This window comes from Bradyrhizobium sp. SOJA106, assembly GCF_059448745.1.
Genome location: NZ_CM182549.1, coordinates 4584979 through 4604959 on the forward strand (window position 1 = coordinate 4584979; position 19981 = coordinate 4604959).

Genomic DNA, 19981 nt, shown 5'->3' on the forward strand with positions numbered 1-19981 from the left:
ATGTTTGGCGACCAAACCCCTGAAACAAGGCGGAAAAGCGATGTCCTCCACCCGCGTGATCAAGGCCAACGGGATCGACCTTTTCATCCGCGAGGCCGGCCAGGGTCCGCTGGTGGTGCTGTGCCATGGCTGGCCGGAACTCTCTTATTCCTGGCGCCATCAGATCCCGGCGCTGGCAGCCGCCGGCTTTCACGTCGTCGCCCCCGACATGCGCGGCTACGGAGAAAGCACAGCCCCGGCCGAGACCGGCGCCTATTCCATTTTCGACCTCGTCGGCGACGTCGTCGGCCTCGTGCAGGCACTGGGCGAGACCAGGGCGATGGTGGTCGGCCACGACTGGGGAGCGCCGGTCGCCTGGCATGCGGCGCTGTTCCGGGCCGACATCTTCACGGCGGTGGCAGGCCTGAGCGTGCCGCCGCCGTTCCGCGGCCGCGGCAGGCCACTCGATCTATTGCGCCAGGGTGGCATTACCAATTTCTACTGGCAATATTTCCAGACGCCTGGCGTCGCCGAGGCCGAGTTCGAGCGCGACGTCGCTCGCACCATGCGCACCGTGCTCGGCGGCCGCGGCCTTACCGATCCCAGCGCGGCGATGTTCGTGCAGGAGAGCAAGGGCTTCCTCGGCCACGCGAGCGGCGAGGAGCCGCTGCCGGGCTGGCTCAGCGAGGCCGATCTCGCCACCTTTACCGAGAGCTTCCGCAAATCGGGCTTCCGCGGCGGGCTGAACTGGTATCGCAACCTCGACCGCAATTGGGATCTGACGGCGCCCTGGCAGGATGCTCAAATCCGCCAACCCTCGCTCTTCATTGCCGGCGCGAAGGACGCCGTCATCACCGGCCTGATCGGCGCCAAGCGCGTCAACGAGCTCGAGCGCGTGCTGCCCAATCTTCAGCGCAAGCTGATCATCGACGGCGCGGGCCATTGGGTGCAGCAGGAGCGCCCCGACGAGGTCAACGAAGCGCTGGTGAAGTTCTTGAAGGAGAGCGCGGCTCAGTAGAGGCCGCGGCCGCTCAGGATGCTGCGGGCCTCGGCAGCGCCCTCCGACGTATCGGCAGCGCTCTCGCTCGCGTAGCGGCCGTTCTCGTCATAGGAGACCGCGCGCGCGTTCTGCAGCGCCCGGCCGCGGCTGCGGCTCGAGGCCGACATCTCCGAGGTCGCATTGAGCGAGGCCATGTCGGCGGAGGTGCTGCCGAGATTGTAGGGCCGTCCCTCCGGCATCGGGACATCTCCGCGAATAGCACCGCGGGTCGACGACGGCAATTCCGGCACGAACGGCCTTGCGGACGCAACCCGCACCATCGAGGGCGACGGCGCCGGAATGCCGGTGCGCAGGGTCGCCATCAGCTGGCGGTCGTCGGAGCCTTCGAGCGGCGCCCGGCCGACATATTCGACGCGGACCTTGGCGACGCCATTGCCTTTGAATTCAAGCAGTTCGGCGGCCTTGTTCGAGACGTCGATGAGCCGGTTGCCGTGGTAGGGCCCGCGGTCGTTGACGCGGACGATCAGCGACTTGCCGTTCGACAGATTGGTCACCCGCGCATAGGACGGCATCGGCAGGGTCGGATGCGCCGCGGTCAGCGAGCCCATGTCGAACACTTCGCCGTTGGCGGTCAGGCGGCCATGGAAATCATCGCCGTACCAGGATGCCATGCCCTCGGCGCGGTAGTTGGCATCCTCCTCCGGCACGTAGGTCCTGCCTGCGACGACATAGGGCTTGCCGACGCGGTAGGTGCCGCCGCCCTTCGGGACCGGGTCGCCCCAGGCCACGACGCGCGGGCTCGAGGACACGCCATATTTGGGATCGACACGGCTGGCGAACTTGTTGGACGAGGCGCAATTGGCGAGCGCGAGGCAGGTTGCGACTGCCGCAACACCGCGCGCGGCCCGCAAAACCGAATCTGACCGTCGGATCCCCATGTGCCCCAAATACCACTTCGCCGGAGGCGTACCCAACCCGCTTTGGCTACGGGGGAGCGCTGTCCGGTCCTTCAAATCCGAAGCGGCCCACCACCGCGTCGGAAGCAGTAAGGATAACGCAACCCGAACACGGCGGAAATGGGGAGCCCACGGCGATCACAGCGGAATGGTAAACGGGGCGTTCGCTTCTCCCCGTTGATCTACGGACCGCGGGACGCCCGGCGCTGTGCCACGGCTGGACATGCTGTTGCGCCAAAACCTCACTCCACCCCCATTGTCGCGCGCCGCCCTGGAATTCTTTTGACTGTGCAAGGCCGCACGCGTCTTCTCAGGCCGCAGGGGCGAATTGGAATTTAACGATGATCGAGACGGTTTCGGCACTGATGGGTCTGGTAAGCGCGGGGATCTTCCTGGCCCATGCGTTTGAAGGTTACCGCACGAGGGCCTGAGGCACTCGCGCGGTCGGAAAGCATCACCTCTTTCACAGCGGCACGTTCGGACATTTTTAATCAATCCGACCGAGCATCGAAAACGAGAGTGGCAGGTGTCCCATGCGCAATCATGACCTCGTATCGGATGGCTTCCTGGCGCTGACTGCCGGTGGCCTGATCCTTCTCTGCTCAAGCCTCGTGGCCCTTGCCTTCGGCTGAGCGCGACCGGCCGTTTCGGTTTTTCCAGGCCACGACCACACCGCGACGCAGCATGCGCTGCTGCCCGCCTTTGCCCTGCTCCCGTTTAGTTGATTGAATTCCTAGGCGCGCTGCCTCGACTTAACTTCAAGAGGCCATCACCAACGAGGGTGACGCAAATGCTTGCAGAGAAATTCTTTCTTGTTCTGGAAGCCCTGATCCGCGGCGACCGCATTTACCCTGACGGCAGCCCCCGGACCATCAGCTCCTCCCCGCACGTGCCGGTGAAGCTGCCGAACCAGAAGTAGCCGGCGACAGCCGAACCTTCCGAATCACGGGCCGCTCAGCGCAGGCCGAGCAGCGAGCGGCGATAGAAGCTGTCGCGGGCCTCGCTCCGGCAGACGAAGCTGCCATCGAAACCCTGGCCGTAGCGCTTCTGGCCCTTGCCGTAGTAGACGCCCTTGCGGAAATCGAGCCACACCACCTGGTCGTGCGGGCAATGGCGCTGCGCCTGCGCCTCGTAGCGAAACGGCGTCAGCGGCGTTGCCGCGACATCCGCGCCGCCGGCGCCAACGAGGATCACAGCCGCAAGCGCGATCCCGCCCAACGCTTTGCCGAACCCGTTCCAGGACACGCCCGCCTCCCCCATCCACGCCGCCGTGCTGCGGCGGCCGGCAGGCTAACACGAGACGTCACGGTCCGCGAACGGCAGAGCGCGCCTCGTGTCTTCCGCCGGCCATCTTGCCGGGGTACATGAATGCAAGATCGTTTCGCTCGCGAGGATGCTGCCTGAATGTCGGTTGAGCCTCAGCCCAACACTGGCCCACATTCGCAGTCCCGCCTGCCGGCGCCCCGTCTCGGCATCCTGCCGATGATCATCTTCGGTTCACGCTGGCTGCAACTGCCGCTCTATCTCGGGCTGATCGTGGCGCAGTGCGTCTACATCGCGCTGTTCCTGAAGGAGCTCTGGCATCTGTCCTGGCACGCGCTCGACCTCACCGAGCAGGAGATCATGATGAGCGTGCTCGCGCTCATCGACGTCGTGATGATCTCCAACCTGCTGGTGATGGTGATCGTAGGCGGCTACGAGACCTTCGTCTCGCGGCTCGACCTCCAGGGCCATCCCGACGAGCCGGAATGGCTCGGCCACGTCAATGCGAGCGTCCTCAAGATCAAGCTCGCCATGGCCATCATCGGCATCTCCTCGATCGCGCTGCTGCGCACCTTCATCGAGGCCGGCAATCTCGGCTCCAGCCGCGCCGGCTTCACCGAGACCGGCGTGATGTGGCAGGTGCTGATCCACATCACCTTCATCGTCTCGGCGCTCGGCATCGCCTATGTCGACAGGCTCAGCGATTCCGGCATGCGCGGGCACGCCGAGTGAGACACCACGCCCGAGAGACCAAGGCCGGCCCTATTGCCGGTCCGCTTCGAGCTGCGCCAGCGCCTGGTGCAGGCATTCCTGCAGCTTGGCCGCGACCTGCTCGCGCGCCACGCCTTTGGCGGCGAGATCGGCCGAGACCTTGCCCACGACCTGGTCGATCGTCTGACTCTCCAGACTATCCGTCACCAGCGCGGTCGCATAGTTCGAAGCCGCATCGCCGCTGAGCCCGAGCTGGCCTGCGGCCCAGAGCCCGAGCAGCTTGTTGGACCGCGCCGCGGCCTTGAACATGAGCTCCTCGTCGTGGGCGAATTTGGCTTCAAAGCCCTGCTCGCGCTTGTCGAACGTGGTCATGGTCAGCTCCATCTCGTTTTCGCTGAAAGAGGATCGAAACTGGCTGGGAGCAATCGTCTCCGTGGGTTCACGTCAGTTCAGGATCGTGTGAAGCTTCAGGCGGAAGCCAAACGCCGTCAAGCCCGCCGATGTGCGCCCAATGCGAGTCGTCCGGCTGCGTCAGCGCGTGCACCGGGAGTTTGGACGGCTTGAACGGATGTGCCTGGAGCAGGCAGCGCTACCCTCGCGCGAGCATCCAGCCGGCACCGAGGTCAGCGGCGGTCGCAAGATCTCTGCGAGAGCTGTTTCGGCGCCTTGAGGCCCCTCAAGCCTTCCCGGCTTCGGCCTCGCGCGCGAGACGTTCGGCCTTGAGCCGTTCCTTGTTGGCGTAAAACGCCTTCTGCGCCGCTTCATGATCGCGCATGGCCTTTTCGGCCTCGATCCGGCGCGCCGCATCGCGCGCCTGGCGCTGTTCGGGGGTCAGGGGTTTGCGTCGATAGGAAAGGTCTTCAGTCATGGCGAGACAACGCAGACGCGGCGAAAGGGTTCCACGAGGCAGCCAAGCGGCGTCGCCTTAGTCAGACCGAAACGTCCGTTTGTTCAGCGCCTTACCGGTAGAAAACTGAGCTGGACTCGATGCCCATCCGCCGCGGCCGACCAAGGACACTCGAAAAAATTCGAAAACAACCCCATGCACAGTAGCAGAGTCGTGCTGGCGCAATGCGTTTCTTCGCATGCCACGGAAAGCCGTTTGACACGTCGGGCAAAACAGTGGCATTCTGCCAACTTCGGAAAATCCGTTGCGATGTTGCGCGCATCGCCGGTCTTGCGGCGCTTGCCTTCCCGCGTCTCGCCTGACGGTTGCCTGCCGACCGCCGACAAGCAGGTCGCCTGCTTTCTCGCAACGGAGAACCGAGACATTCTGCAACAAGGAGTGAGCTACGACACCGTGGACATGATCAAAAGGCGCCGCTCAAACTCGTTTGGCGAGAGGCAAATCAGGAGGTGAACATGAAGATGACTCGTCTGCTTCTCACGATTGTATCAGCTGGCTCTATTCTGGTGTCGGCGGGTTCGATCTCGCCGACGACCGCACGGCAATATCGCCAAGGCTACATTGCCCAGAGCGGCCCAGGTGATCTCTACTGCTTGCAGGGGCGGATATGGGGCTATCCGGGCAATTGCCAATTCGCAACCTACGAGCAGTGCACGGCAACTGCATCAGGTACGAACGCCTATTGCGGTATAAACCCGCGCCACGCCTTCGCGGGCGGCGGGTATCGCGGTCAATGGTATCCCTACTAGGCCAACGGCTCAAAGAGAGCCTCCGATAGCCTATGAGCCTAGCAGCCACGATAGAGCCCGCGAACCTGAACACAACATTCAAGGAGTGCGCTGGTCAGTATGATAAGGGACCGTTACCTTTGAAGCAGGAAGTTCGAGATTTCGCGGCCGCAATTCTCATCGACGCGGCAGGCCGTTTGTTGCTTCAGCTCAGGGACGACGTTCCTGGAATCGTCCATCCCGGCAAGATCGCCCTGTTCGGCGGACGTCGGGAGCCGGCCGAAAGTCCTCTCGAATGCATTGTGAGGGAAGTAGCCGAGGAGATCGGCTACAAGGGATCTGCTGCCGACTTTGAGTTCTTCGTCAGTTTGCACGGCGCCGATCCCGAGAAAATCGCAAAGCGTCTCTGTGGTGAAGTCTTTGTGGCCCGCAATATTCCGAGCTCAGATCTGGTCGTGAGCGAAGGCAAGCTGGTCCTCGTCCATCCAACAGAACTGGACAAATTTCGTTCGGAGATGACGCCACTGACCTTGGTTGCCTTGAAGGCATTTCTGGGAGGCTCTGGGTACGCCGGCTTTTTTGATGAAGGGGGCGCAAACGTCGACTGCGAACTCTCTTGCGTCGCCGCACATCTCAACGAACCCCTTCCTTGAAACCCTTGTAGTTCGCAACAAAGCCGTAGGTACCCAACAAGATTGAGCTCGCCACGGTGATGCGCGACCGTGCGACACCTGAAATCGCTCGCTTTAGTCCCTGCCCTTCTCCCGCGGTGCTTTCAGTTGCAGGATAACATCCGAAAACGACCGGCAACCTCCTGCTAAGCCGCCTCGATCATTCCTTCAGATCAACGGTTCTTTTTTCACCGGATAGCGTGACGAAAGTACCGGTTTTGAGGCAAGCCAGGCGCGCGGGCTCACATCGTGAAGCCATGTTTGGATTGAGGCTGTTCTTCCTGCGGCAAGAATCGGCACGAGAAGAGCAGCTAATAGCAGGCCGCCGAGCATTGAGCCGCTCTTTCCGTTTGCTGCAATCACCCATGAAGCAGCCTTTGCCGCCGTTGATCTTGTTGTCGTACCCGGCACTACGGTCGCCAACGTACTTATACTTGAATGCGGCTGCGCAATTGCCGGTGAAGATCAGCGCCAAAACGATGAGCGCTGAAGTGGATAAATGACATTTCATAGTCACCTACTCCAAGTCCCTTGCAACTCAAGCAGGTGGAGCGCTGCGCCGCAAGCGGCTCAATTTTGTCATGTTCATCCACTCCCACGTGGCCCTTATGCCCGCATTCGCAGACATGGGTCATCTCGGTGGTTCGCATCGTCATTAGACGCCCTTTCCCGAATTGGCGCCGCGATCAATCGCCAAACCCATTTCTTCAGGACTGACAAGCCAGCAGAAATTCGTGCCCAAACGGGCGCTGGCAACGTTCCGAAGAAGGCCGTTGGCCTTGAGGGAGCTCAAAGTATCGGGCCCACCGGTTCACGCTGGCGGGCCCCCTGGGGGCACGGCAATCGCATATGGCTTGCACGATGCGGCGGCATCGGCACTGGGCTCCCTCTCCCGCTTGCTTGCGGGAGAGGGTTGGGGAGAGGGTGTCTCCGCAACGGGATAATCCCCCAGAGGAAAGAGCCCTCACCCGCCGCGCTCTGCGAGCGCGTCGGCCTATCCCGCAAGGCAAGCGGGAGAGGCGGAGCAAGCCCGCACACAATCCTCGTGAACTTCATATGCGATTGCCCTGCCCTGGGAGGGGCAAGGTTTCGTTAACCATAAATCTTTAGGGTCAGTGCACGTTGGGGGAAGACCCACCATGAATCAAATTTTTACCACTGCCTTGATCGTTGCTGCCTTCGCGAGTTTCGAAGGGCTGTTTGCCTTTGCGATGGTGAAGCTAAAGATCGACCTCTAACACTAAGGGTCGTCTCACAATTGAGGCCTCCAGGCCCCATCGAGATTGGTGGCCAATGATGGCCAGCCGGCTGTTACCCCGCTCGAAGTCGGGTCGGACGTCGGCGCCCGAGAGCTGCGGCCCTGGCAGACGAACCGCGGCTCGAGATCGGACAATCGAACATTGTCACGCCAAAGATCGGCGCTGACGAGGCCACTGATGCGCCCTGCTCTGTCCCAGCACTGCAAATCCAACTCGCGTTCGTTCTTGTCGACGTCGGGTCTCAACCCATCGGTTTCTCTCCACGCTTTGCGTTTTTGACCTTCAATGCTGTGAGGTTCCCATGTGCCATACTCCAAAAGTGACCGCCTAAACCCACGTCCTCGCCCACGTCGCTGACTTGGATGCTGCTGGACACGCTTAAGCATTGCGACACGAAACTGAAGTTTCGCTTCACATCACAATGCTTTAGCTGGTCATAGATGGACGTGCTTTAGACACTGATGGACTAGCAGGGAGCGGAAGGGGTGGGATTCGAACCCACGGTACCCTTGCGGGCACGCCGGTTTTCAAGACCGGTGCCTTAAACCACTCGGCCACCCTTCCAAGCCCGGAACGGCTGTCGCTTAACGCAGTCGGTGGCGCAAGGCAACGCGAAGTTGGCGCCCTCGCCTCGAGTCCCTCCTCACCCAGTCAGCTGTCAGGCGAGCGTCAGGCTGTTCCTCTAGCCTTGCGCAACGCGCCGGCCGCCGACACAGGCCGGCCGCTCAGCAATCCCGGACACTGGCGACATCTCCCAGGGCGTCGCTGGTTGCGAGGCCCGGTTTGGAGTCGTCTCCGTTTCCGGGCCTCGTTTGCTGCGCCCAAAAGCAACGCGGCGCCCCGAGGGAGCGCCGCTTGGAATTCCCGATTGTTGCCTCGGCTCAAATAGCCGCAGGATACGCAGCCCATCTGCACCGGGGCGTAATCGGAATAGCCAGGCGAGACCATCTCGGCGAGCTGGCGCGTGGGTTCGCGGGACCTGCGGCTTCCACCGGACCCGATCAGCAGCAACGCGGCAGCACGCCGGGAACGAATCGCCCCGGCAGCGTTGAGTCCCGCATGTGTGCTGTGGCGTTGCGTCAGTCTCGTTCGGGAATATCCCGCGTCGGCGGCGCCATTCGAGCTGCTATTTCAGGTTACATTGAGCCCTGCGACCCCACGCTGCGCGAGAGTCCGCCGCGCGATGACGGTTGGGCGTATGAAATCAAGGCCGACGGGTACCGCGCGCAGCTGCACGTCTATGCTGGAGAGGCCAAAGCCTTTTCGCGCACGGGACTCGACTGGAGCGAACAGTTCTCATCGATCGTGGCTGCGGCCGCCAAGCTGAAAACGAAGAGCGCGATCATCGACGGCGAGGCCGTCGTTTACGGCGGCGGCCGGCTGCCCGATTTCCAACAACTCAGGCGCGAGTTGGGCGCGAAGAAGAGCGACCGCGTCCGCTACCATGCGTTCGATCTGCTGTACCTCGACGGCTACGACTTGCGGGGGGTGGCCTATGTCGAGCGCAAGCGTCTGCTGGAGCGATTGCTCAGGACTGCTCCGGAGACGTTCATCTATGTCGAGCACGTCACCGCCGACGGCGAGGAGATCTTTCGGCATGCGTGCAGGCTCGGCCTGGAAGGACTGGTCGCCAAACGGATGGAAGCGCCCTACCGCTCCGGGCGACAGGAGACCTGGCTCAAACTGAAATGCAAGAAGAGCGAGACTTTCCCGATCGTCGCATTTGTCGAAAAACTCGGCGCGCATCCGCGCAAGATCGCCTCGCTCTATGTCGGCCGACGCGAGAACGGCAAGCTGCTCTACGCCGGCAAGGTGCGCACCGGTTACACAGAGATCAGCGCGCGCGAATTGCGCGAACGGCTCGATCCGCTGATCCGGCCAGGATCCCCGCTCGACGTCCCGATAAAGAAGCCGAAGGCAACCTGGGTCGAGCCAGGCGTCGAAGCCGAGGTCGAGTTTGGCGCGCTGACCGACGATGGCCTGCTGCGCGAAGCGGTCTTCAAGGGACTGCGCGATGATCTTGCGCCGGCCAAGGTCAGGGCGCCACGACTGGTGCGGCCGGTAGCGCGTCGCAAGCTGGGCGTCCCCAAGGAAAACATCCTGCAACTGCTGCCCGATGCCGTTGTGCCGTCCAAGGAAGATCTGGCGGAGTACTGGAAGCGGGTCTGGCAGAAGGCACTGCCCCATCTCGGCCATCGCCCGCTCAAGCTGGTGCGTCATGTGCACGGCACGACGTTCTACCACAAGGGTCCACTTCCGAGGGACATCCCGGCGGCGGTGCACCAGCTGCGCATCAGAAAGCGCGAGGGCGGCGAAGGCACGCGCCTGTGGGTCGATAGCCTCGATGGCTTCCTTGGCCTTGTCGAGATCGGCGCAGTGGAATTGCACCCGTGGAATTCGACCGTTGCCGATATCGAGCATGCCGACCGCATCGTGATCGACCTCGATCCCGGAAAGGGCGTGGAGTGGGAGGCCGTGACTGAGACCGCGCTTGAGCTGCGCACGATGATGAAGCGCGAGGGCTTCACCACCTGGCCCAAGCTCACCGGTGGCAAAGGCATCCATTTAATGGCGCCTCTCGACGAGCCGATGCTGCACGACCGCGCACATCATATTGCCCGGGCACTCGTCTCGGATTTCGCCGCGCGCGATCCCGCTCGCTATATCCTGTCGGCGCAAGCGAACCGCAGTGACCGCATCTTCCTCGACTATCTGCGCAACGGCCGCGGAACCACTGCCGTGGGCACCTATTCGACCCGCGTCCGGGAAGGATCTCCCATTGCCGCACCCGTCAGCTGGGCCCGCATCGAACAAGGGATCAGGCCGGACGCCTTCACGATGGAGCATCCGTTCCGCGCCAGCGCGAATAGCAAGAGCTCGATGAAGCGACGAAGGCGAACATGACGAGCAACGAAGACTTCTTGCAAGCGAGCCGTCGCCGGTTAGGCGACACACCGAGGCACACGCTGCGGCTGCCCGTGCCCATTGCGAAGCTTGGAGCCGTCCGGACCGTCATTCTCACGCGTCGCCACGTCTTCAAGCTCCCTGGTCGATGGACCTGGGCAAGTTGGCGCTGGTGGTGGGATTTCCTTCTGCGCGGCCTCTTGAGCAATATGCAGGAAGCGCGTTTTGCTGCCGAAGGCTGGCCCGAGCTCTGCCCCGTCCGATTCCACTTTGCCGGAGGACTCCTCGTGGTGATGCCGCGGGCGCGGATGCTTACCGATGCCGAATGGCAAAGCTTTGACTATCGGGCGTTCGTGACTCGCGGCGAAGGCTATGTCGAAGCGAATTTCGATGCTCTGGCGGGCAACTGGCACCAGGGAGAGCCTGGTCAACCGCTCCATTCGCTCGTGCTGGGGAACGCAGAACCGGACGCCGGCATCATACCGGCCGAGTACAAACGCGATAGCTACGGGGTGCTGGATGGACGCGTCGTCGCAGTGGATTACGGCTAGGTCGAACAGCGGAGTTATCCCGCGCAGGGATGGCGCGAGCCACCGATCATGCCTTTCAAACAAGAAAACACGGCGCCCTCGAGAGAGCGCCGCTTTGAAGTCTCGTTGCTGCCTTGGCTCAGTAGCCGCAGGACGCGCAACCCATCTGCACCGGGGCGTAATAGGAGTAGCCGGGCGAGACCATCTCGACGCGCTGGCGCGTCGCATATTGCGGCGGGATGCGCTCGTACTGGACGCCCGGGGGCGCGACCATCACGGTCTGCGGCACCATCACGGTGCGGTACTGCGCCGGCGTGCGATGCGCGACGACGGCGCCCGGCGACACCATCACGGTCTCGTCGACGGTGCGGTATTGCGGCGCGACGTATTGCTGCTGATAGCAGGTCTGACACGGCGGCGGCGCGTAGCAATTGTAGCAGCCGGCGGAAGCTGCGCCCGTCATCGACGTCGCGGCGACGGCCGTGGAGAAAACAACAGCGAGAGTGCGAGACATTGTGGTGGTGCCCCAGTTGCCCAAAATGGATTTGCGAAAGGTCGCGCGCAGTATACGCCGCAAAATCCCGGGCTGCCGAAGTTCGTCGGAGCATCCTTAATGCGAACGGCCGGCATTCGCCGGCCGTTCAGAACTTGTTGACTATGCGCGCGCCGCACGAGCCGCGCGATGCTCACTTCGCGCGACGCTTCACCTCGCGCACCGCGCCGCGCGCGGCGCTGGTGGTGAGTGCGGCATAGGCCTGGAGCGCAGTGGAGACGTTACGCTTGCGATTCGTCGGCTGCCAGGCGGCATCACCCTTCGCTTCTTCCGCCGCGCGGCGCTTCGCCAGCTCCTCGTCGGAAACCTCGAGGCTGATGCTGCGGTTCGGAATGTCGATCGCGATGCGGTCGCCGTCACGCACGAGGCCGATATTGCCGCCTTCGGCGGCTTCCGGCGAGACGTGCCCGATCGACAGGCCCGACGAGCCGCCGGAGAAGCGGCCATCGGTGACGAGTGCGCAGGCTTTGCCGAGGCCCATCGATTTCAGATAGCTGGTGGGATACAGCATCTCCTGCATGCCGGGGCCGCCGCGCGGGCCTTCATAGCGCACCACGACGACCTCACCGGCAACGACCTTGCCGCCCAGGATGCCCTCCACCGCCGCGTCCTGACTTTCGAATACGCGCGCGGGGCCGGAGAATTTCAGGATCGAGGCGTCGACGCCCGCGGTCTTCACGATGCAGCCGTCCTGCGCCAGGTTGCCGTAGAGCACGGCGAGACCGCCGTCCTTGCTGAAGGCGTGCTCGAGATCGCGCACGACGCCCTTCTCGCGATCGGTATCGAGCTCGTCGTAGCGGCGCTCCTGGCTGAAGGCGACCTGGGTCGGGATGCCGCCGGGCGAGGCGCGGTAGAAGGTGCGCACCGCTTCGCTCTTGGAGCGCTTGATGTCCCAGCGCTCCAGCGCATCGTTCATGGTCGGCGCGTGCACGGTCGAGACCGAGGTGTCGATCAGGCCGGCGCGGTCGAGCTCGCCGAGAATGCCCATGATGCCGCCGGCGCGATGCACGTCCTCGACATGCACGTCGGCGACCGACGGCGCGACCTTGCAGAGCACAGGCACGCGGCGCGACAGCCGGTCAATGTCGCGCATGGTGAACTCCACCTGCCCTTCATGAGCGGCGGCAAGCAGATGCAGCACGGTGTTGGTCGAGCCGCCCATCGCGATGTCGAGCGTCATCGCGTTCTCGAACGCTTTGAAGTTCGCGATGTTGCGCGGCAACACCGACGCATCGTCCTGCTCGTAATAGCGGCGGACGAGGTCGACGATGGTGTGGCCGGCCTCGACGAACAGACGCTTGCGGTCGGCATGGGTTGCGACCACCGAGCCGTTGCCGGGCAGCGCCAGGCCCAGGGCCTCGGTCAGGCAGTTCATGGAATTGGCGGTGAACATGCCCGAGCAGGAACCGCAGGTCGGGCACGCCGAACGCTCGATCACCTTGACGTCGTCGTCGCTGACCTTGGAATCGGCGGCGGCGACCATGGCGTCGATGAGGTCGACGGCCTTGGTCTTGCCCTGCAGCTTGACCTTGCCGGCCTCCATCGGGCCGCCCGAGACGAACACGGCGGGGATGTTGAGCCGTAGCGCCGCCATCAGCATGCCGGGCGTGATCTTGTCGCAGTTGGAGATGCAGACGAGGCCGTCGGCGCAGTGCGCGTTGGCCATGTACTCGACGCTGTCGGCGATCAGCTCGCGCGAGGGCAGGCTATAGAGCATGCCGTCATGGCCCATGGCGATGCCGTCGTCGACGGCGATGGTGTTGAACTCTTTTGCAACGCCGCCCGCCTGCTCGATCTCGCGGGCGACCAGCTGGCCGAGGTCCTTGAGATGGACGTGGCCGGGCACGAACTGGGTGAATGAGTTGACGACCGCGATGATCGGCTTGCCGAAATCTGAGTCCTTCATGCCCGTCGCGCGCCAGAGGCCGCGGGCGCCCGCCATGTTGCGGCCGTGGGTGGTGGTGCGGGAGCGATAGGCTGGCATGGCGGTTTCCGTCCTCGGGTTTGGCTGCCTGAGCGCGAAAATATGGAGCTGCCGCAGGCCTTTCCGGCCGGATAGCGCACGGGGTGGTCAGGTGCAACGGGAACTTGGGCCCGGCAGGGCTCCCCTGCTCTCCACGCGGGCTCTGGCGAGCCCTCGACTGTCGTCCCGGACGCGCGCCCTTAAAGCGCGCCGGTGGGGGCCCCAAGGCACATCGAGTAATCGTGGCGCAAAGCTCCGAGTCGCCGTAATCACGTCCGCCGGTGATGATGGGTCCTATATACGCTTACGCCTGTCCGGGACGACGCCGTCAGATTCGGGCAACCGCAATCGTAACGAATGCAGACGAGCGCATCGCTTTGCGGAAACGCATATGCATGTGTCCGTAGTGATCCGGAATGGAATCCTAACCTTAACTCGCGTACATCGCGCGCATCGATCGGCGGCCACTTCCAAGGGCATCACCCTCTGATCGCGCAACATGGGGTTGGGGGACCACATGGGGCGGGGATTGAAGGCTGGGGCAAGGTGAACGAGGTCCGGACTCCTAGGCACTCCGGACCTCGGCACTTTCAGCAACGAATGCAATTTCGCGCCGCGGGCTTGATCGGCCGTACGGCGCGAAATCGTCTCAGGCCGCCCTATCCGACAACATTTGCCCGATCAGATCATTTCGGCACGTTCCGCTCGAGATCTTCGAGCCAGGCCGCGGCACTCGAATCCGACGGTGCACGCCAGTCGCCGCGCGGCGACAATGAACCGCCCGCCGAAACCTTCGGGCCATTCGGCATCGCCGAGCGCTTGAACTGGCTGAAGGCGAAGAAGCGGCGCAGAAACACCTCCAGCCAGCGCCTGATCTCGGGAAGATCATAGGCTCTGCGCTTGTCGGTCGGGAAAGCCGGCGGCCATTCGCCCTTGGCGACATCCTTCCAGGCGTGCTGTGCCATGAAGGCGATCTTGGACGGCCGCATGCCGAACCGCAGCGTGTAGAACAGGTTGAAGTCCTGCAGCTCATAGGGACCGACGGAGGCTTCCGTGCTCTGCGGTGTCTCGCCGGGCTTGACCGGAACCAGCTCCGGCGAGATCTCCGCCGAGAGGATCGAGGCCAGCGTCCGGTTGACGTCAACGGAGAACTGCTTCGAGGCGATCACCCAGCGGATCAGATGCTGGATCAGCGTCTTCGGCACCCCCGCATTGACGTTGTAATGCGCCATCTGGTCGCCGACGCCGTAGGTGCACCAGCCGAGCGCGAGCTCGGAGAGATCGCCGGTGCCGATGACGATGCCGCCGTGATGGTTGGCAAGGCGGAACAGATAGTCCGTGCGCAAGCCCGCCTGCACGTTCTCGAAGGTGATGTCGTAGACCTTCTCGCCCTTGCCGAAGGGATGGCCGATGTCCTTCAGCATCTGCGTCGCGGTGGTGCGGATGTCGAGCTCCTGCCAGCTCGTCTGCAACGCCTTCATCAGCGCCAGCGCGTTGGTCTTGCTCTCGCTGCCGGTGGCAAAGCCCGGCATGGTGTAGGCCAGGATGTTCTCGCGCGGCAGGCCGAGCAGATCGACCGCCTTGGCGGCGACGATCAAGGCGTGGGTGGAATCGAGGCCGCCGGACACGCCGATCACGACGCGCTTGGTGCCGGTGGCGCGTATGCGCTGCACGAGGCCGGCGACCTGGATGTTGTAGGCCTCATAGCAATCCTGCTCGAGCAGGCTCTCGTCGCTCGGCACGAACGGAAAGCGCTCGATCCTGCGCAAGAAGCCGATGTCTGTCGCGGGCGGCTTCAGCGCAAAAGTGATCCTGCGATAAAAACCTTCGCGCTGGCGGCGATTGTCGTCGAACGTGCCCATCAGCGCGCGTTCCTGCCTGAGCAGGTCGAGATCGACGTCGGCCGTGGTGATCTGGCCGCCCTGGCGGAACCGCTCGCCCTCGGCCAGCAGCACGCCATTCTCGTAGATCGAGGTCTGGCCGTCCCAGGCCAGATCCGTGGTGGATTCCCCTGCCCCGGCCGCCGAATAGACGTAAGCCGCAAGGCAGCGTGCCGAGGTCGACTGACACAGCAGCGCACGCGAGCGCGCCCGGCCGATCGTGATCGGGCTGCCCGACAGATTGATCAGCACGCTCGCGCCGGCGAGCGCGAGCTCAGAGGCCGGCGTCACCGGGATCCACATGTCCTCGCAGATCTCGACGCCAATGGTGAGGCCCGGCACGTCCTCGGCCGCAAACAACAGGTCGGTGCCGAACGGTGCATGCAGCCCGCCGAACGTGATCGTCTCGCCGGCGATGCCAGTGCCGGAGGCGAAATGGCGCCCCTCGTAGAATTCGCGGTAGGTCGGCAGATAGCTCTTCGGCACGACGCCGAGGACGTTGCCGCGGTGAATGACGACGGCGCAATTGTAGATGCGGTTGCCGAAGCGCAGCGGTGCGCCGACGATCAGGACGGTCATCAGCTCCGACGAGGCCTCGACGATCGCTACGAGCCCGCGCTCGACCGCATCGAGCAGCGGATCCTGCTTGACCAGATCCTCGATCGCGTAGCCGGACAGGCACAGCTCCGGAAACACGGCAACCGCCACCGACTTCTCGTGGCAGGCATTCGCCGCCTCCAGCACCGCCTTCGCGTTGGCCGAGGGATCGGCGACATGGGAGGTCGTGACGCAGGCCGCCACACGCGCAAATCCGTGGGCGTAGATCGAATGGAATGTCATCGCGTACCCTTAAATCCCGTCGCGGCCGGTGCCGACGGCTCCTTAACTCTATGTAGCCCATCGACCCGGCCCCGTGCAGGCCATCAGCCATCATGCATAACGGATTTGCGCACCGGCCTGCCCGGGTCCTGGCGTGGTCAGGCGCTGCGGGCCAGCACGCCCGAGAGGTCGTCGAGCAGCCACTCGGCGATCCGCGGCCAGGCGTGGGCGTGGATGCGCGCGCCCATGAACAGGCCGAGATGGTTGCCGGGCTCGGAGGCTGCCGCAATGAAGGCTGGCGGCGTGCCGACGAGGTTGGCCGTGGCGAGCGCCTGTGAGGCCGGCACCACATCGTCGTCGAGCCCGGCCAGCAGGAAGAGCGGCGCCTTGACGTTCTTCAGGTCGACCGCGCGGCCAAGCGCGATGAATTGGCCGGCGGCAATCCGGTTTTCGCGGAATATCCAGTTGACGATCTCGAGATAATACCTGCCGGGCAGGTTGAGCGTCTCACTGTTCCAAACGTCGAAGCGCGCGAGCAGCGCTGCACCTTCCTCGCCCGTGAGATCCGTCTGGAGGGCCGCCGCGATATCCTCGCGGCTCGGCGCCTTCGACCAGAAGCGCAGCATCTCTTCGCCGCTGACATTGCCACCACCACGGGCGACGAGCTGATCGTAGACCGCCGCAGGCGTGTTGCGGACGAGCTGGGAGAGCTCGGACTCGATCGCAAGATCGACCGGCGCACCTGCCAGCACCAGCCGCCGCACCTTGGCCGGAAAGCGCGCCGCATACAGCAGCGACAGCCAGCCGCCTTGGCACAGGCCGATCAGATCGACCGGCGCGCCGATCTCGTCGACGGCGACGTTGAGATCGGAGAGATAGCTGTCGATCGAGAGATAGCGCATCTCGGGCGCCGCCGAGCGCCAGTCGGTGAGATAGACGCGGTCGATGCCGCCGCTTTGCAGAGACTGCACCACGCTGTGGCCGGGCGCGAAGTCGGCGATCAGGGCACGATGCAGGGCATAGGGCGCGCAGACCAGCGCCGGCTGGCCGGAGCGCGCTCGCGAGCAATCGCGCAGGCGCATGCTCGCAAGCTCCAGCGCGACGGAATTGGCTGTCGTCCATGTCAGGCTGCTGTCGTTCTGCTCCGGCGGAGCGCGCTCCAGCCACCAGAGACAGGCGTTGACGGCGAACTGCGCCGCAGCGAACGGCCACAGCAGCGCCTTGTCCGGGACCGGTCCAAGTCCGCCCTTCTGTTTGCGTGTCGTCTCCACCATGGCTATCTCGCGGTCCTCACAGGAACGCCTCGATGCTGACCACCGAAATACCGAGGTCGCGAAAGCTCCGATGCGTCGCGGCCACGGAGCCGTCGAGGTCGATACCGCGGCAGGCGTCCTCGATCACGGCGACCTCGAAGCCGGCCTTGCGGGCGTCCTCCGCCGAGAAGCGGACACAGAAGTCGAGCGCGAGACCCGCGACGAACACGGTCTTCAGCTCGCGTTCGCGCAAATAGCCGAGCAGGCCGGTCGGCGTGCGATGGTCGTTCTCGAACAGCGCCGAATAGGAATCGATGCCGCGACGAAAGCCCTTGCGTACCACGAGGCTCGCGCGGGTGACGTCGAGATCGCGGTGAAATTCGGCGCCCGCCGTACCCTGCACGCAATGCGTCGGCCACAGCACCTGCGTGCCGTAGTCGAGCTCGATGGCCTGGAACGGCTGCTTGCCCGCATGGTTCGGCGCGAAGGAGACATGGTCAGCCGGATGCCAGTCCTGGGTCAGCACCACATTGGCGAACTTTTGGGCAATTCGGTTGACGGCCGGGACAACCTTCTCGCCGCCGGGAACGGCGAGCGCCCCGCCGGTGCAGAAATCGTTCTGCACATCGATCACCAGCAGCACGTCGCGGTCTGTAATCTTCATTGCAGGGTCTCATTCCATCTGCCCGGCACAAGGAGTGCCGAACGCCGTTAGCCAATGTCGATCTTCCTGCGCTGCTTCGCAACCAACGAAACGTAGCGCGATCCGTTCAAATTGGCAGCCGGTCGTTCCGGAAATGAAACGGTTTGCCCGCCTCCGTGTTGACTAGCCGCACCCAAGGGCGGACTCTCTGATATCCGCAGCAGGCGGACTTGCGTCGATGGAGTGGAGGAAAAGGTTTCCCGCGGCCACCAAGGCTGCGGAAGCCGTATGGTCATGACGATCGGCAGGACAGGACAGATTCTTCTCGCCGATATCGGCGGTACCAACGCGCGCTTCGCGCTGAGCCGGGACGGCGGACGCCAGGGCGCCGGACCGATCGAGTATGTGAAGGTCGCCGATTTCCCGACGGTCCGGGAAGCCATTGTCGATGTTCTCGGACGCAGGACCGGCGGCGCGCCGCCACAACGCGCCGTGCTGGCCGTGGCGGGACCCGTGACCAACAACCGCTGCGTCATGACCAACAGCCCCTGGGTCATCGACGGCGACGAGCTCCAGTCTGGCCTCGGCTTCGACACCGTGCACGTGCTCAATGATTTCGAGGTGGTGGCCTGGTCCCTGCCCGCCCTGGAGCCTGCCGATCTGATCCCGCTCGGCGGACAGGAGGGCTTGCCCGGAGAGCCGTTGCTGGTGGTCGGACCTGGAACCGGCTTCGGCGTCTCGTGCCTGGTCGAGCGCCATGGCGCGCGGCTGGCCGTCGTGACCGAGGCCGGACACGCCACCCTGCCGGCCGAGAACGAGCGCGAGGAGCGCGTGATCGCGTGCCTGCGCCGGCGTCTCGGCCATGTCTCCATCGAGCGCGGCGCGCTGTCCGGCTCCGGCCTGCAAAGCCTCTACGAGGCGCTGGCCGAGGTCGACGGCGCCCAGGTGCCGCATCGCGATGCCGCGGCCATCACCAAGGCGGCGCTCGAGGGCAGCTGTCCGGTCAGCCGCACGACGCTGGAGATGTTCTGCGCCATCCTCGGCTCGGTCGCGGGCAATCTCGCGGTGACCTTCGGCGCCCGCGGCGGCGTCTACATCGCCGGCGGAATCGTGCCGCGCTTTCCGGAGTTCCTCGCCGCCTCAGCCTTCCGGGCGCGCTTCGAAGCCAAGGGCCGCTTCCAGGACTACCTGCGCAACATCCCGACGCGTCTGGTCACCCGGCCCGATGCTAGCTTCCTGGGCCTCAAGATGTTCGCCGACCACAATCCGGATTGAGATACGCGCGTTCGGATCCGATAATTCACAGCTGATTGCAGTCGACACGCGGTTCCACGCAGGATCGTGCTTGCCCCCTCGTTTCCGATGAGAAACAATTCGCGCGAGTTGTGTAGCGTAGTTGCGGGGGCGTGACATGCGCAAGCAGGACCTAGGCTTCGACTATCACCGCTATCACCGCCTGCTGACAGAGGCGGACGACGAGGACAAGCGGCTCGCCCTGATCGAGCTCCTGATCGAGGAAAAAGCCCGCGACCGGTTGGCGGCGCAGCGTGCCTCGGACCGGGCCGCCATGACCGCCCACACCATCGCCACCGTACTGAGGAACGGCCGCGGCTGAGGATCGGCGATCCCATTGCGGCGCTGCGAATGCGCGATCGGATTGTGATTCCGTTAACGATCCCTCGAAATCTCGCGTCAAACCTTTTGCGCTAAGAGTTCCCTCACCTGATGCAATTCAGGGTCAACACAAAGGGGGGAATGAACATGAGCATGATTTCGCTCGCCGCGATGCCGGCTGCTGTCGAAACGCGTATTGCCGATTCTGCCTTCAAGACCATCGCGCTGTTCTGCTGCATGGGCCTCGCCGCCTCGTTCGGCCTGATCGCGCAGGGTATCGACCTCAGCGCCGGCCTGATGTGACATTGCGTTTGATGATTGGAATTGGATGATTGCGCCGCGAATGGC

At 63.9% G+C, this 19981-nt stretch carries 20 protein-coding genes and 1 tRNA gene; 10 read left to right on the plus strand and 11 right to left on the minus strand.

What is annotated here, in order from left to right; all coding sequences use genetic code 11:
- Positions 1-40 precede the first annotated feature (40 nt).
- The gene (locus AC5V87_RS21165) at positions 41-997 is read left to right on the plus strand and encodes an alpha/beta fold hydrolase (RefSeq protein ID WP_495367683.1); all 957 of its coding nucleotides are present in this window, start codon (positions 41-43) and stop codon (positions 995-997) included.
- Here AC5V87_RS21165 and AC5V87_RS21170 read toward each other — a convergent pair.
- A complete protein-coding gene (locus tag AC5V87_RS21170; RefSeq protein ID WP_495367684.1) occupies positions 991-1917 on the minus strand; it encodes a septal ring lytic transglycosylase RlpA family protein in 927 nt (308 codons plus the stop codon). The two genes, AC5V87_RS21165 and AC5V87_RS21170, sit on opposite strands and share 7 nt — an antisense overlap.
- Before the next feature lie 808 nt (positions 1918-2725).
- Between AC5V87_RS21170 and AC5V87_RS21175 the strand changes: the two genes are divergently transcribed.
- A complete protein-coding gene (locus tag AC5V87_RS21175) occupies positions 2726-2854 on the plus strand; it encodes a hypothetical protein (RefSeq protein WP_456838440.1) in 129 nt (42 codons plus the stop codon).
- Between the two features lie 35 nt (positions 2855-2889).
- Here AC5V87_RS21175 and AC5V87_RS21180 read toward each other — a convergent pair whose 3' ends face one another.
- Positions 2890-3180 (minus strand): hypothetical protein, encoded by a 291-nt coding sequence (locus AC5V87_RS21180; protein WP_456838439.1) that lies wholly within the window; start codon positions 3178-3180, stop codon positions 2890-2892.
- 159 nt (positions 3181-3339) lie between these two features.
- On the opposite strand from AC5V87_RS21180, the gene AC5V87_RS21185 reads away from it, so the two are divergent.
- Positions 3340-3930, plus strand: coding sequence for a TIGR00645 family protein (locus AC5V87_RS21185; RefSeq protein ID WP_456838438.1), 591 nt, complete (start codon positions 3340-3342; stop codon positions 3928-3930).
- A gap of 30 nt (positions 3931-3960) precedes the next feature.
- On the opposite strand, the gene AC5V87_RS21190 is transcribed toward AC5V87_RS21185, so the two are convergent.
- Positions 3961-4281 carry a DUF1476 domain-containing protein gene (locus AC5V87_RS21190; protein ID WP_456838437.1) on the minus strand — a complete coding sequence of 107 codons (321 nt, stop codon included), beginning with the start codon at positions 4279-4281 and terminating at the stop codon, positions 3961-3963.
- A gap of 304 nt (positions 4282-4585) precedes the next feature.
- A complete protein-coding gene (locus AC5V87_RS21195) occupies positions 4586-4777 on the minus strand; it encodes a hypothetical protein (protein ID WP_456838436.1) in 192 nt (63 codons plus the stop codon).
- A gap of 500 nt (positions 4778-5277) precedes the next feature.
- Here AC5V87_RS21195 and AC5V87_RS21200 point away from each other — a divergent pair, with 500 nt between their 5' ends.
- Complete coding sequence (locus tag AC5V87_RS21200; RefSeq protein WP_456843339.1) at positions 5278-5565, plus strand: DUF3551 domain-containing protein; 288 nt, start codon at positions 5278-5280, stop codon at positions 5563-5565.
- Positions 5566-5684: 119 nt separating this feature from the next.
- Positions 5685-6197 (plus strand): NUDIX domain-containing protein, encoded by a 513-nt coding sequence (locus AC5V87_RS21205; protein WP_456838435.1) that lies wholly within the window; start codon positions 5685-5687, stop codon positions 6195-6197.
- 178 nt (positions 6198-6375) lie between these two features.
- On the opposite strand, the gene AC5V87_RS21210 is transcribed toward AC5V87_RS21205, so the two are convergent.
- Positions 6376-6726 carry a hypothetical protein gene (locus AC5V87_RS21210; protein WP_456838434.1) on the minus strand — a complete coding sequence of 117 codons (351 nt, stop codon included), beginning with the start codon at positions 6724-6726 and terminating at the stop codon, positions 6376-6378.
- Between the two features lie 1225 nt (positions 6727-7951).
- Positions 7952-8038 (minus strand) — tRNA-Ser (locus AC5V87_RS21215).
- A gap of 495 nt (positions 8039-8533) precedes the next feature.
- Between AC5V87_RS21215 and ligD the strand changes: the two genes are divergently transcribed.
- Positions 8534-10378, plus strand: coding sequence for a DNA ligase D (gene ligD, locus AC5V87_RS21220; RefSeq protein ID WP_495371927.1), 1845 nt, complete (start codon positions 8534-8536; stop codon positions 10376-10378).
- Entirely contained in the window at positions 10375-10929 is a 555-nt protein-coding gene (locus AC5V87_RS21225) for a hypothetical protein (RefSeq protein ID WP_495367685.1), read from the plus strand. The genes ligD and AC5V87_RS21225 overlap by 4 nt, the downstream gene beginning before the upstream one ends.
- A gap of 118 nt (positions 10930-11047) precedes the next feature.
- Here AC5V87_RS21225 and AC5V87_RS21230 read toward each other — a convergent pair whose 3' ends face one another.
- The 5 genes from AC5V87_RS21230 to pncA form a co-directional block, all read right to left on the minus strand.
- Positions 11048-11371: a hypothetical protein gene (locus AC5V87_RS21230; protein WP_456843338.1), complete on the minus strand. Its 324-nt coding sequence runs from the start codon at positions 11369-11371 to the stop codon at positions 11048-11050.
- A gap of 223 nt (positions 11372-11594) precedes the next feature.
- Complete coding sequence (gene ilvD, locus AC5V87_RS21235) at positions 11595-13445, minus strand: dihydroxy-acid dehydratase (protein WP_495367686.1); 1851 nt, start codon at positions 13443-13445, stop codon at positions 11595-11597.
- Between the two features lie 665 nt (positions 13446-14110).
- On the minus strand, positions 14111-16144 hold the full coding sequence (locus tag AC5V87_RS21240) for an NAD(+) synthase (protein WP_495367687.1): 2034 nt from the start codon (positions 16142-16144) through the stop codon (positions 14111-14113).
- A 137-nt stretch (positions 16145-16281) separates the two neighbouring features.
- On the minus strand, positions 16282-17397 hold the full coding sequence (locus AC5V87_RS21245; RefSeq protein WP_495367688.1) for an alpha/beta fold hydrolase: 1116 nt from the start codon (positions 17395-17397) through the stop codon (positions 16282-16284).
- 16 nt (positions 17398-17413) lie between these two features.
- On the minus strand, positions 17414-18040 hold the full coding sequence (gene pncA, locus AC5V87_RS21250; RefSeq protein ID WP_495367689.1) for a bifunctional nicotinamidase/pyrazinamidase: 627 nt from the start codon (positions 18038-18040) through the stop codon (positions 17414-17416).
- A gap of 273 nt (positions 18041-18313) precedes the next feature.
- On the opposite strand from pncA, the gene glk reads away from it, so the two are divergent.
- The 3 genes from glk (at position 18314) to AC5V87_RS21265 (ending at position 19936) form a co-directional block, all read left to right on the plus strand.
- A complete protein-coding gene (gene glk / locus AC5V87_RS21255; protein ID WP_456843337.1) occupies positions 18314-19294 on the plus strand; it encodes a glucokinase in 981 nt (326 codons plus the stop codon).
- Between the two features lie 136 nt (positions 19295-19430).
- Positions 19431-19634 carry a hypothetical protein gene (locus AC5V87_RS21260; RefSeq protein ID WP_456838428.1) on the plus strand — a complete coding sequence of 68 codons (204 nt, stop codon included), beginning with the start codon at positions 19431-19433 and terminating at the stop codon, positions 19632-19634.
- Between the two features lie 146 nt (positions 19635-19780).
- Positions 19781-19936: a hypothetical protein gene (locus AC5V87_RS21265; RefSeq protein WP_456838427.1), complete on the plus strand. Its 156-nt coding sequence runs from the start codon at positions 19781-19783 to the stop codon at positions 19934-19936.
- The last annotated feature ends 45 nt before the right edge of the window (positions 19937-19981 follow it).